Source organism: Enterobacter sp. RHBSTW-00901 (genome assembly GCF_014103115.1).
Classification (GTDB): Bacteria; Pseudomonadota; Gammaproteobacteria; order Enterobacterales; family Enterobacteriaceae; genus Enterobacter; species Enterobacter cloacae_P.
Genome location: NZ_JABXPB010000001.1, coordinates 372,043 through 385,162, shown reverse-complemented (window position 1 = coordinate 385,162; position 13,120 = coordinate 372,043). Strand labels below are relative to the sequence as shown.

At 53.6% G+C, this 13,120-nt stretch carries 10 protein-coding genes and 4 pseudogenes; 4 read left to right on the top strand and 10 right to left on the bottom strand.

All coding sequences use genetic code 11. The annotated features are described in order from the left end of the window. Positions 1 to 68: 68 nt before the first annotated feature. From tnpA (HV318_RS02020) to tnpC (HV318_RS02010), 3 genes are read left to right on the top strand one after another with little or no spacing between them, the layout of a single operon-like run. Entirely contained in the window at positions 69 to 473 is a 405-nt protein-coding gene (gene tnpA, locus HV318_RS02020) for an IS66-like element accessory protein TnpA (RefSeq protein ID WP_000839182.1), read from the top strand. Continuing rightward, on the top strand, positions 470 to 817 hold the full coding sequence (tnpB, locus tag HV318_RS02015) for an IS66 family insertion sequence element accessory protein TnpB (protein WP_000612626.1): 348 nt from the start codon (positions 470 to 472) through the stop codon (positions 815 to 817). The genes tnpA (HV318_RS02020) and tnpB (HV318_RS02015) overlap by 4 nt, the downstream gene beginning before the upstream one ends. Before the next feature lie 48 nt (positions 818 to 865). Continuing rightward, a complete protein-coding gene (gene tnpC, locus HV318_RS02010) occupies positions 866 to 2,404 on the top strand; it encodes an IS66 family transposase (RefSeq protein WP_008786790.1) in 1,539 nt (512 codons plus the stop codon). 38 nt (positions 2,405 to 2,442) lie between these two features. Here the strand turns inward: tnpC (HV318_RS02010) and HV318_RS02005 are convergent. Beyond that, a pseudogene (locus HV318_RS02005) lies at positions 2,443 to 5,649 on the bottom strand (protein kinase family protein); the annotation flags it as partial. A 146-nt stretch (positions 5,650 to 5,795) separates the two neighbouring features. Between HV318_RS02005 and HV318_RS02000 the strand changes: the two are divergent. Next, positions 5,796 to 6,136, top strand: a pseudogene (locus HV318_RS02000) (transposase); the annotation flags it as partial. On the opposite strand, the pseudogene HV318_RS01995 reads toward HV318_RS02000, so the two are convergent. The 9 genes and pseudogenes from HV318_RS01995 to HV318_RS01960 form a co-directional block, all read right to left on the bottom strand. Continuing rightward, positions 6,131 to 6,437 (bottom strand): annotated as a pseudogene (locus tag HV318_RS01995) (transposase); the annotation flags it as partial. The pseudogenes HV318_RS02000 and HV318_RS01995 sit on opposite strands and share 6 nt — an antisense overlap. A 190-nt stretch (positions 6,438 to 6,627) precedes the next feature. Then, entirely contained in the window at positions 6,628 to 8,220 is a 1,593-nt protein-coding gene (tnpC, locus tag HV318_RS01990) for an IS66 family transposase (protein WP_182271314.1), read from the bottom strand. 30 nt (positions 8,221 to 8,250) lie between these two features. Then, positions 8,251 to 8,601: an IS66 family insertion sequence element accessory protein TnpB gene (gene tnpB, locus HV318_RS01985; protein WP_135699773.1), complete on the bottom strand. Its 351-nt coding sequence runs from the start codon at positions 8,599 to 8,601 to the stop codon at positions 8,251 to 8,253. After that, positions 8,598 to 9,011, bottom strand: coding sequence for an IS66-like element accessory protein TnpA (gene tnpA / locus HV318_RS01980; protein ID WP_182271313.1), 414 nt, complete (start codon positions 9,009 to 9,011; stop codon positions 8,598 to 8,600). Before tnpA (HV318_RS01980) ends, tnpB (HV318_RS01985) begins: the two co-directional genes overlap by 4 nt. Positions 9,012 to 9,092: 81 nt before the next feature. Next, positions 9,093 to 10,679, bottom strand: coding sequence for a tyrosine-type recombinase/integrase (locus HV318_RS01975; RefSeq protein ID WP_249421782.1), 1,587 nt, complete (start codon positions 10,677 to 10,679; stop codon positions 9,093 to 9,095). A gap of 170 nt (positions 10,680 to 10,849) precedes the next feature. After that, positions 10,850 to 11,176, bottom strand: a complete 327-nt coding sequence (locus HV318_RS24140; RefSeq protein ID WP_249421781.1) for a hypothetical protein — start codon at positions 11,174 to 11,176, stop codon at positions 10,850 to 10,852. Beyond that, a complete protein-coding gene (locus HV318_RS01970) occupies positions 11,173 to 12,171 on the bottom strand; it encodes a tyrosine-type recombinase/integrase (RefSeq protein ID WP_249421780.1) in 999 nt (332 codons plus the stop codon). The genes HV318_RS24140 and HV318_RS01970 overlap by 4 nt, the downstream gene beginning before the upstream one ends. An 80-nt stretch (positions 12,172 to 12,251) precedes the next feature. Further along, positions 12,252 to 12,476: pseudogene (locus HV318_RS01965) on the bottom strand (Y-family DNA polymerase); the annotation flags it as partial. Between the two features lie 2 nt (positions 12,477 to 12,478). Then, a complete protein-coding gene (locus HV318_RS01960; protein ID WP_182274505.1) occupies positions 12,479 to 12,898 on the bottom strand; it encodes a translesion error-prone DNA polymerase V autoproteolytic subunit in 420 nt (139 codons plus the stop codon). Positions 12,899 to 13,120 lie beyond the last annotated feature (222 nt).

The window sequence follows — 13,120 nt, the reverse complement described above, 5'->3', positions numbered from 1 at the left end:
CAGCACCGTCTGGCAGATCCTGATATTCCTGAGAGGATAGTGGACACCAAATATGGTGGACGCTATCCATGAAATCATTAACCGCAGTGCGTAAAAAAAGCCCTAATTATCCCGTTGAGTTCAAAATCAAAATGGTTGAACTCTCGCATCGACCAGAGATCTCCGTAGCGCAACTCGCTCGTGAGCATGGGATCAACGATAATTTGCTGTTCAAGTGGCGCCAGTACTGGCGCGAAGGAAAACTACGTCCTCCTTCAACAACAGAAAACAACGTGCCTGAGCTGCTCCCGATAACACTTGATACCGAAGATGTTGTCCCTGCAACCTCCCCCCGGTCACAACCTGTAGCTGCTGCGGCACCTGAATCACTCAATATCAGCTGTGAAGTGACGTTCCGGCACGGATCACTCCGTCTGAATGGTGCCATCAGCGAAAATATCCTGAACCTGCTGATACGGGAGCTCAAACGTTGATCCCATTACCATCAGGGACAAAGATCTGGCTGGTCGCTGGCATCACCGATATGAGAAACGGCTTCAACGGCCTGGCGGCAAAGGTGCAGACGACGCTGAAAGACGATCCGATGTCAGGTCACGTTTTTATCTTCCGTGGGCGTAATGGCAGTCAGGTAAAGCTCCTCTGGTCTACCGGCGATGGACTGTGTCTGCTGACCAAACGGCTGGAGCGCGGCCGCTTCGCCTGGCCGTCAGCCCGGGATGGCAAAGTGTTCCTCACACCGGCACAGCTGGCGATGCTCCTTGAAGGTATCGACTGGCGGCAGCCTAAAAGACTGCTTACGTCACTGACTATGTTGTAGGCCTCTTTATCCTGGTCGACGCTGAATGAGCCTGGTAATATACCCGGTATGAACAGCTTACTTCCTGACGATATCGATGAACTGAAACGTCTCCTTGCCGAACAGGAGGCGCTGAACCGTGCCCTTCTGGAAAAGCTGAACGAGCGTGAACGCGAAATAGATCACCTGCAGGCGCAACTGGATAAGCTGCGCCGGATGAACTTCGGCAGCCGCTCCGAAAAAGTCTCCCGCCGTATCGCGCAGATGGAAGCCGACCTTAAGCAGTTGCAGAAAGAAAGCGATACCCTTACCGGCCGGGTGGATGACCCGGCCGTGCAGCGCCCGCTGCGGCAGACCCGTACCCGCAAACCGTTCCCTGAATCACTTCCCCGTGACGAAAAACGGCTGCTGCCGGCAGCGTCATGCTGCCCGGAATGTGGTGGTGCGCTGAGTTACCTGGGTGAAGATGCCGCCGAACAGCTGGAGCTGATGCGCAGCGCCTTCCGGGTTATCCGGACAGTACGTGAAAAGCATGCCTGTACTCAGTGCGATGCCATCGTGCAGGCCCCCGCGCCTTCACGTCCCATCGAGCGGGGTATCGCCGGACCGGGGCTGCTGGCCCGCGTGCTGAGTTCAAAGTATGCAGAACATACCCCGCTGTACCGGCAGTCAGAAATATACAGCCGCCAGGGTGTGGAGCTGAGCCGCTCACTGCTGTCGGGCTGGGTGGATGCATGCTGCCGGCTGCTGTCACCGCTGGAAGAGGCGCTTCAGGGCTATGTCCTGACCGACGGTAAACTCCATGCCGATGACACCCCGGTCCAGGTGCTGCTGCCGGGCAATAAGAAGACGAAGACCGGGCGGTTGTGGACGTATGTTCGTGATGACCGCAACGCTGGATCAGCAGTCGCGCCGGCGGTGTGGTTCGCTTACAGCCCGGACAGAAAAGGCATCCACCCTCAGACCCATCTTGCAGGGTTCAGTGGTGTGCTGCAGGCCGATGCGTACGCCGGGTTCAACGAGCTGTACCGCGATGGCCAGATAACGGAAGCCGCCTGCTGGGCTCACGCCCGCCGTAAAATCCACGATGTGCACGTCCGCACACCGTCGGCGCTGACGGATGAAGCCCTGAAGCGTATCGGCGAGCTGTATGCCGTTGAAGCGGAGATAAGGGGAATGCCGGCGAAGCGACGCCTTGCAGAACGTCAGCAAAAAGCTAAACCGCGGCTGAAATCCCTGGAAAGCTGGCTGCGTGAAAAGGTGAAAACGCTGTCGCGACACTCAGAACTGGCGAAAGCGTTCACGTACGTACTGAACCAGTGGCCGGCGCTGGCTTACTATACTGACGACGGCTGGGCCGAGGCAGATAACAACATAGCTGAGAATGCGCTACGGATGGTCAGCCTGGGCCGCAAAAACTACCTGTTCTTCGGTTCGGATCATGGAGGAGAGCGGGGAGCGCTGCTGTACAGCCTGATCGGGACATGCAAACTGAACGGAGTGGAGCCAGAAAGCTACCTCCGTCACGTCCTTAACGTCATAGCGGACTGGCCGATAAACCGGGTCAGCGAACTACTCCCCTGGCGCGTAGCACTGCCAACTGAATAACACATCCCCGTCAATACGGTTCTCGCTGCACGCTTACAGCCAAAGTCCCAGGCAGTCAGGTTTGCCATAAGGGAAAGGCCAATATTGGTAGGGGAAGTACGATGGGCCACCGTTGGTTGCGGTATTTCCTGGTAGTTATCTGGCGGAAGCCAGTTTTCTTTTTCTGTGGCAAAGGTTTCAAAAAATGCCCAGATTTCGCGGCTTGTCTGGCGTAACAGCTGTTTCTGTTCCTGATTTGGCGAAAACACCTTACGCACGGGCTGGCGACTCAGCCAGCTCATCAGCAGAGGTGCCAGACACCATAACAAACCGATCGGCAACGCAATCCCCAGCAGTTGTGGTGCAAATTGTCCGGTCAATAGTGTCAGCGCCACGCCACCTGCAACATTCAGCCACATCACCTGATAAAAACGCGCAACAGTGGGTATGGCCTGATTACTGTCCTGGCTGTGGCTGACCCACTGGCTGAGGTGATGCCTGCTGACCCCCAGTCGCCATAGCGTCACAGCAATCGCCTTCAGCGAATATCCTGCTTCGTGTGGCAGTATCGCAAAATTAAGGCCGATACCTGACAGACGCTTCAGCGCGCCCGCCCCCACCAGTAACAGATGCGGCTTCAGGCGTCGACGCAGAGGTTTATGCAGAAGATCATGGGCAATGCAGAGGATAGCTGGCAACAGCCATATCAGCGACAGTACGCCCAGCCAGTAAGCCGGATTGGGTACCCCAAGCAGGGTGTAGAATAGCAGTATCAGTAAAGAGGGGGCAACCAGACTGCGTCGCAGATTATCAAGTAATTTCCAGTAAGAAAGCGCGGTCAGCGGATTCTTACTCCGCGTTCCATCAGCTTTTCTGACGCGTGGTTTCAGCCAGTTAAGCAGTTGCCAGTCGCCCCGGATCCAGCGTGAACGGCGTGCTACATCCGACAGATAATTATTAGGGTACTGTTCGTAGAGTAACACTTCACTCAGCAGCCCCGAACGTGCATAGCATCCTTCGAGAAGATCATGGCTGAGAACCAGATTTTCCGGGCAGGTGTTGGCAGTGGCCTGCATAAAAATATCAACATCATAAATCCCTTTACCCACGAACGATCCTTCCCCAAAGAGATCCTGATAGATATCCGAAGACATCATCGAATAGGGATTATTGCCCGGTATGCTGCTGCGCAGGGCTGCATAACGCCCCTGACCGTTGCGTGGTATCTCTTCCGCGAGACCGGGTTGCAGAATGCCGAATCCTTTGACAACCCTCTGGCGTATCGGATCATACTCTGGTGTATTCAGTGGATGAGCCATCGTCGCGACGAGTTTGTGTGCCGTATCGCGCGGCAGCACCGTATCACTGTCCAGGGTGATGACGTATTTAATGTGACCCGGTAAAAGGTGGGCAGGCATGTCTGCAACGCTGACGAATTGTCTCCCCGGATAGCGCAACCAGCTGTTCAGTAACGCCAGTTTTCCCCGCTTGCGTTCATAGCCCATCCACGTTCCTTCTGCGGGATTCCATTCAGGCTGGCGGTGTAGCAAATAAAAACGCGGGCGGCTGGAGGGGTAGCGGCGATTCAGCGCCTGTGTATCGGCGATCGCCTGTCTGAGCAGCATGTTACTTTCCGGCGAGGGTTCATTTTCAGAATCAGCGAAATCAGTGAGCAGCGCGAACCTGAGATTTTCATTTTCATTCCCCAGCCAGCAGACTTCAAGACTGGTGAGGAGCTGGCTGAAACTTACATGGCTGGTCAGCATACAGGGGATGACTAACATAGTGGCGCTGTCAGCGGGAATGCCGGTTGAAAAATCCATCCCCGGCAAGGGGCGAGGAACGCGAAAACGGGTAGTTGCGTCACTGAGTAGATCACTCATTAACTGAGTTAAAGCGATAATCAGAGGCAATATCACCGCGATCAACAGCCAGTCCGCGCCCTGCATGGCTGTTTCGTGCAATATTGCCGCGGTCGTTGCGGTGGTCAACAACGCCAGGCTTCCAAGCCATGACAACAGAGTTATTCTGTTGAAACTGTGCCTCAGGCGTATCAGCCTTGATGTGTCTGCCAACAGATGAGTTTCCAGCTCCTGTCGACCTTCGCCCGCGAGATAATAACCAACATGGTATTCCGGTGTGTCGGGAGCATTTTTCTCTGAAAGCGCCAGCACCCTGTCAGCAACCTCAGGCTCGCTGAGACCACTGTCCCTGGCCAGAATCTCAACAACATGCCGGTAATGATCCCGGGTATTGAAGTGCATCCGAGGATAGATACCAACAGGATCATTGCGTAATACCTGTTCGACAACACTTATTGTTTCGGCAAAATCAGCCCAGTCCGTTTCACTCAGTAATCGCAGACCCATGATGCTGTTACTGACGGATAGCTGGCTTGCGGCAAGCTGTTGATTGAAGCTATGTATGAGAACTTCGGTGGTGATCCCCTGTTCCCGTAGACACTGATCAACCCAGGTCAGAGGTAACGACAATGCGTTGCCATGCCCCTGCAGGCGGCGCACCAGTTCTGCAACAAACGCACTGGTTAACGGAGGTCGGGAGCGCGCCATATCGGCAACCACCATGATTAAATCACCAGATGCACTCTCTGCACATTCGAAAATCTTTGTTATCCACGTATCAGCCAGATTTCTGTCCTGCTGCGCTTTTATGACTTCCATGCTGATACGACGAAGATTTTCAATCAGCGCCAGGCGCATCATTCCCGGTAACGCCCAGACTTCACCTAATGTCAGGGGTGTCACCTGTTGATAGGCTGTGAGATAGCTGGTCAGGCTGGCAGCATCCCAGCGGCCATCACCGTGAGCAATGGCCTCTGATGCAATATGGTAAATTCGTGGGCAATTCAGCGGTGACATCAGCGACGGGAGACCTTTACCAAAGCTTTTCGGCAAGTGCTGACGGACAGTGCGGATTTGTTCCTCAATCAGATAATAATTGTCCAGCAACCACTCCCCTGCGGGCATGATACTGGTCTTTTTACCCGCGTTAAGCTCATAGCAGTTTTGGGTGATGACGGCCTCATTATCACTGAGTCTTTTCAGTAAGTAATAAGGAAGTTTATCCGGCGATAATTTATGGGTCCGCGCCAGCTTCTGACCGAAGCGTTCCATCTGGGCGGTCGAAAAGAGTTCTGACCGCGGATTGCTTTCAGCCGCAGGATCGTTCGCTGAAAACGTAACATTTTCGGCAGTATTCATCGTAATACGGGAGCGGCTAAACCACGCTCTGGGGTTCATTTTCATAGCATTGCTCTGATGCAACGTTTGCGCGCAGGAGCAGTTGCGAAATCAGTTCAGAAACATTCTCTCGGGATGGGCGTAAATCATCAGGGATTTAACAGCTGCTGGGATTTAACTTAAGTATAGGATATAGGTTCGGTCTGCGGTTTTTGGTCGCGCTAGCATCAGGAGATAAACAGAGCCTTACAGTCAAACCGGTTGTTGATCGCGGTCATTCTGTTTCCAGCGTTGCAACACATCTCGATATCACCACCCACAGCCTTTACGCCTGGATAAAGAAGTACGGTCCGGACTCATCCACTAATAAAGAACAGTCAGATGCTCAGGTCGAGATCCGCCGGATCCAGAAGGAGCTGAAGCGGGTTACTGACGAACGGGACATATTAAAAAGAGCCGCGGCGTACTTCGCAAAGCTGTCCGACTGAGGTACGCCTTTATCCGTGACAACACCTGTTGCTGGCCTGTTCGTCTGCTCTGTCGGGTACCCGATTAACGAGAACTGTTCAGGGAGTCTGACATCAAGAGCGCGGTAGCTTTTTTAATATGTCGTTTTCCATTTCAATGCGTTGTAGCTTTTTCTTCAGTTCGCGTATTTCGATCTGTTCCGGGGTTATGGGAGAGGCTTTTGGCATTTTACCCTGTCGTTCATCCCGCAACTGCTTTACCCATCGTGTCATGGTAGAAAGACCAACATCCATAGCACTGGCCGCAGCTGCAACGGTGTAGTTCTGGTCAAGGACCAGTTGAGCGGATTCACGTTTAAACTCTGCGCTGAAATTTCTTTTTTTCATTGGGACACCTGTTTTGTTCTGAGGTGAGCATATCACCTCTGTTCAGGTGGCCAAATTCAGTAAACCACTACACTTTGTTAACGTAGAGAGCCCGTAAGGTTTAGTCTTTTTGAGGTGGTGGCTGACTAGCCATTTTTTTTATGAATGCTGTCAGCTTATCGTAAGCGTTAAGTGAGCGCCGTATTGACGATTATTTATTGGTGAGATCTACGTTCCATGGCAGCAGTTCCGCCACTTTGTTGCTGGGCCACTCCGGCAGTACGCTCAGGATATGACGAAGGTAGGCTTCCGGATCGATACCATTGAGCCTGCATGTTCCGATGAGACCATACAGCAGGGCTCCGCGCTCGCCGCCATGATCGCTGCCGAAGAAGATATAGTTTTTCTTTCCCAGACATACTGCACGTAATGCCCGCTCAGCGGCGTTGTTATCAGCTTCTGCCAGGCCATCATCACAGTAGTAGCACAGCGCATCCCACTGGTTCAGGGCATATGCGAACGCCTCACCCAGCCGGGATTTTTTCGACAGCGTTGCGCTTTTTTCCACCAACCAGTCATGCAGGGATGCCAGCAGTGGCTTGCTTTGGGATTGCCTGGCTGCCAGTCGCTTTGCTGTCGGGAGGCCGCGTATTTCCTCTTCCACCGCGTACAGCTCGCCGATACGTTTCAGGGCTTCTTCTGCTGTGGCCGTCTGAGTACTTATATAGACGTCGTGGATTTTGCGGCGCGCGTGGGCCCAACATGCGGCTTCTGTTAACGGACCACCATCACGCTCTGCGCTGAACAACCGATCGTAGCCTGCGAAGGCATCCGCCTGCAGCACACCATGATAATGGCGAAGATGTTGCTGAGGATGTTTCCCCTGTCGGTCCGGGGAGAAGGCGAACCACGCCGCTGGCGGGTCTGACGATCCAGCGTTCCGATCATCACGCACATACGTCCAGATGCGCCCGGTTTTCGTCTTCTTTCTGCCCGGTGCCAGCACCGGCACCGGGGTGTCATCCGTATGCAGTTTGCGGCAGTCCATCACGTAGCGATAAAGGGCTTCATCCAGCGGTGCCATCAACCGGCAACACGTATCCACCCAGTTGGAGAGCAGAGCCCGGCTCAGATCCACGCCCTGGCGGGCAAAGATTTCGCACTGGCGATAGAGCGGCAGGTGTTCGCAGTATTTGGCCGTTAACACGCGGGCCAGCAGACCCGGCCCGGCGATACCCCGATCGATGGGGCGTGATGGTGCTGAGGCTTCAACGATACAGTCGCATCGGGTGCAGGCCTTTTTCACCCTGACCGTGCGGATCACTTTCAGGGCGCTGGATACCAGCTCCAGCTGTTCCGCGCTGACTTCACTGAGCCAGGCCATATCACTACCGCAACCCGGACAGCAGGTTTCTGCTGGCTCCAGACGATGGATCTCGCGAGGAAGATGTTCAGGGAGAGGTCGGCGGTGACGAGACTGGCGAAGCTGACGCGGAACCTGCGGATCGTCTTCCCGTCCGTTGTAGAGATCGCTTTGCTGTTCCTGCTGTTTCAGCAGGGCTTCTGCATCTTCAACCTGTCGGCGAAGTTTTTCGGAGCGGGTACCGAACAGCATCCGCCGCAGTTTTTCTATCTGTGCGCGCAGATGCTCTATTTCGCGTTCTTCGTTCTCGATTTTCTCTTCGGCGCGCGCCAGCGCCGAACGCAGGAACGACTCAGTCTCTGCAACGAGGCTGAGCTGACTGTCTTTCTGGCGAAGCGCGTCTTCCAGCGCGGCGATACGGGCGAGATAGTCCTGACTCATGACCCCATTTATAATGCGGTCATGCTCTTTTTACAACATTGTCAGTGAGTTAAGGCGGGCTGTTTTTGGCTGACGCCAGTCCAGCTTATCGAGGAGCATGGCGAGTTGTGAGCGGGTGATGGCGATTTTGCCATCGCGTACAGCAGGCCAGATGAACTGGCCTTCTTCCAGCCGTTTGGTAAACAGGCACAGGCCGTCAGCATCAGCCCAGAGGATCTTCACGGTATCGCCTTTGCGGCCACGGAAGATAAACAGGTGACCGGAGAAGGGGTTTTCCTCAAGGGCATGCTGTACTAACTCGCCCAGACCATTGAACGATTTTCGCATATCGGTGACCCCGGCAACCAGCCAGATACGGGTGCCTGACGGAAGGGATATCACTGGCTTCTCCCGGTCAGCTCACGAAGCAGCACGGCAAGCAACTCTGGTGACGGGTTCTCAAGCGTCATTTTGCTGTGACGGAACTCAACACAACAGGAGGTGGCATTCAACGTTGAGAGCTGATCCGGAGCTGTGTTCGTCTCACCTGTTGGCGCTGGGTTAGGTATCACTTCGACAGGCAGCATCATCGGTGATGGTGAAGCTTCGACCGTTGCCGGGAGGCGACGTGATATGCGGCCTTCATCCTGCCAGAGCCGAAGCCATTTGAAGATGACGTTATCATTGACGCCGTTTTCACGGGCAATCTGAGCAACGCAGGCACCGGGGCGGGAGGCCAGTTCGACCATACGAAGCTTGAAGTCATTGGGATAATTTTTACGGGGTTCTTTTCGCCAGGATTGGGATTCCATACTTAGATGTCCGTCTGTAACAGGTGGGCGTCTAAGTTACCAGCACTGGCTTAATGGCTACATACGGTGCTGGCTTTACGCTTACAGCTTATCAATATCACCTTCAGCAATGGCTTTCTCATCTGGCGTGAGCGGAACTTCCTCAAGATACCGATGTATGGATGCCTTACTTTCAAGAGCCTGAGCCCGAGAGCTGCTTTTTGGCAAGCTAAAATCACAGCCAATACAGGCCATTCTGTGCGGGCAACTGCTCCAAAATGGATTGGTGCAATACAAATCGCCTAAATCATAGTATAGGGCGGGCCCTGATGACGTTAGTGCCTGACTGTCATGATCGATCAGCACGCTGATCATATGAGAAATTTTGTCCGCTTTCACAAAAGAAGCCGCCAGCCGTGTTGGGCGAATGCGAATGTAGTGCAGGGTTGAGCGTGGGCAGCTATGTCCGGACCATTCCATCAACTCATGCAGAGTCATCCCCTGTGGCACACTGGCCAGCGCGGTGACGGCTGATGCTCTTCCCCTATGACTGGTAATCCGCCCCCGGCTGTCATCGAGAGGTACTCCGGACCGGGCACAGAGTACCGGGATGATCGTGTTATTCAGGATTGAGCTTCCTATCAGTTTTCCTCTGTACTGAAATAAATAATTGACCCTTTCAGCAGTTCGCTCATCCGTCAAAGGAGCCTGTTCTGTAGGGCGTTCCTGTAACCACAAATCTACATACTTTTTCACGACACTGGCGACTGGTTTGACAAATGCCCTTGATGTTTTTCCAGCCGGAACATCCAGATAACAGAGCGTTCCTGCAGGGATAATACTGCCGTCATCATGCACAATATCATCTGTCTGCTCGTGGACACAGCCTACGCTCAATCGAAATATTTCGTTCTGGCGTAAGCCTGCATGAGTCCAGATAACCGCCATCGCCTGGTGCATGGTAAACGGATAATGGATCCCGGTCAGCATATCCTCAGGTCGTAAATTCAGGCTGGCCCAGATCAGCTTCAGCCACACAGGATCGTCAATCACCCTGGGATTCACTCCCCGGCTGAAAGCTGGCGTGTCCGGCGTGGCCAGATGGCGGTAGGGACTCAGCTTCAGTCTTCCCCATCCCCAGAGTTCATAATCAACAAAAAAACGCCGCAGGGCATACAAAAAAGATGCCCGGGAGTTGCTCATCATTGGCTGTCCAGATCGGGCGGATACACGTCTTGTTTTTTCAGGCTCCAGAGAAAGCTCATCCACATTCATTCTTCCCAGCGCTGCGATGAAACTGGCACAGGTACTGATGCTCCAGTCAGCAGGCTCTCGGATATCAGGACAATCTCTGGCAAGCCACAAACCGATACGCAGAATAAAGCTGTAGTTCGATTCACGGGTCCGCGGCCGTAGTACGGACGTTTCCCGCCAGCGCTGACACCATCCGACCCATTCAGCGGCAATCCCGTCAGTTCGTTTCTCTTTCCAGCTGGTATAACCCCGCATACGCAATGGGCGTGACAAAATTCCCATGGCTGCCAGCCCATGGGAGACCTTACCTACCGCTCTGGCGATCCCGTTAGTGCGGTACTGTTGGCCCCGCTGGAGGAGCTCTTCGGTAAAGCTTTCCAGCCGCGGATCGCCATTTTCCAGCATCAGCATTCCTAGAACCGCCGAGAGAAACATTTCCTGATGACGAAGGGAATACCCCAGAGCCACTAGGACGTCCATAAGACGGCTGAGTTCTTGCTGAAAAATATCCCGGCCAAAAACCGCACAGGCATAATACGCAGGCTGCCGGCACCGGGTGCTGTGCAACGGGAGAGGAACCTGTGACAGGTGAAAGGCAAAAGCCGCTAGCAACGGACCACCGAGGTGTCGTCGCTGATACAACTTCTCCCATATATCTTCTGCCCAGAGGTGGCAAGGCAGATCCTGACGGGCCGCTTCGGCAGTACCGCCAGAATGGTTATCCTGGCGACCTCGGGCTTTATACCGCTCCGGGTGGCGATGTCATAAAGAGGGCGCAGGAATGCCGGCACAGGTTTCTGCTGAAGATACTTACCCCGTCGTTGTGGAGTGCTCAGGGCAAGACGTTCCTGTGCGGAGAAAGCGGCCCTGAGCTGATATGACTCCAGCTCAAAAGGCTGCCAGACAACGCCGGTAGTGTTTTCGGCTTTCATAAGAGAATCCTCTGGTCAGAAAAAACCAGTCCGGCAACTTTTCTGTCAAGCTCGGCGACAGCTCCGGCCATGCGGGCAGCAAGATCGGTACCGGACAGGTGCAGGTAAATCTGGGTCGTCCGGGGATCCCGATGCCCGGCATAGGCGGCGAGTTCGTGCAGTTTCCAGCCAGCCCGCGCCAGATGGGTCAGGCGTAGATGACGGAAGGTATGGGTGGAGAAATCTACCAGCCCGGCCTGGTCTCTCCATTTACGAACGGTTTTACTCCAGCTCCAGATGCTCAGCGGCATACCGTGATTCCGGTCAGAGACCGAGCGAAAAAGTGCCCCACCAGAAAAACCACTTTGCCGTAACAGGTGCAAATGTGCGGCAAGCACAGGGGTTACCGTTGGGCTGTAACACACCATACGTTCGCGATGATTCTTGGTGGTTTCGGCACGGATACGGATCAACCGGTGGCCCGGGTCAAGGTCGTCAACCTGAAGCGCCGTGACTTCTGCCCGCCGTAATGCGCCATAGTAGGCTAGTGCCAGCATCAGACGGTCGCGTAACGTTGCGGAGGCGGCCTGTTGCAGAAGAGTAAACCAGTCATGATCATCAGGAATACAGGGAAGACGGGTGATACGCGGTACCAGTCCGCGTCCGCTGAACACCGGGCCGGGCAACATTGCCCGGGGTATCGGACTGGTTTCACAGAGATCCTGGTAATAAAGATACTCGTACCAGAGCCGAATGGCCGAAATGCGCAACTGCAGTGTAGCACTGGCGGCCGGCTGTGCCATTCCCGGGAGCTGGGGCCGTAGATATGCGGAAAAATCTTCAAAACGGGCAGAAGGTGGATGTATTGAATTTGCTTCGCAGTACCGCAGATAATGCGTCAGAGCACCACGATAAGCTTTGATCGTGGCGTTAGCCCGACCCAGATCAGTCAGTAGCCCGAGCCATTGCTCAACAAGATGCATACTGGCAGTAAAAAGTGGATTTCTGACCATCATGTTGACCTCTTTTGACAGAGAAACAGGTGCAGTTTAGTTCAAACAGTCCAATCAAGTGTTGCATTCCACTTAACTTACTAGAGTTCATAGTTGCTACTGAAGCACACCACCCCATGCTGCCTGAAGAGATCTTTCTGTTTAAAGAACGGCTCACCCATTTTCACGAAGGGTTTTGCTTCAGCTGAGCGAGAGATGACGCAACCATCGTTGTTTGACAAAACGACGACTGGACGACCCTTCAGATCCGGGCGAAAAACAGTTTCACATGAGGCGTAGAAAGAGTTCACATCACACAGTGCAAACATGATCAGACAGCAGATTTCACGATGTACGTCACTACACCAAAAATTTCCAGATTATCTTCACTACCTATAATAAATGGCCTGTATGCGGAATTTTCAGGTTTGAGCATGACAACAGGATGCAGCTGAAGACGCTTAACCGTGAATTCACCGTCGACAGCAGCAATGACGATATCCCCGTGCTCAGCAGTACGGGAGCTATCAACAACCAGCAGATCACCAGCACTGATCCCGGCCTCAATCATTGAATCGCCTGCGGCTTTGACGAAGTAGGTCGAGCTGGGATGAGAAACAAGCAACTTATTGAGATCAATGCGCTGCTCAACGTAGTCGGCAGCCGGACTGGGGGATCCACACTGCACTAAATCACTGAAAAGCGGGATAGCAATAATTTCCCGTAAATCTGCTGGTCTGTAGAATTCCATAATGCACATCTCAATAACTGTTTTTATATACAGTAGTTTCATTTGAGAATACGTGCAAGACACTGGATACGCTATGTCTGTGTAAAGCCTCACCGCTTCGCTTCTAAGTTTCTATCTCGCTTCGAATTATAGTCTTTGTAAATTTTCCGGCGATGGCTTCTTATGCTCATCATTCAGCCAGCATTTGATGTTTGCTCGACGTGGATCGGTGATATGAACAGG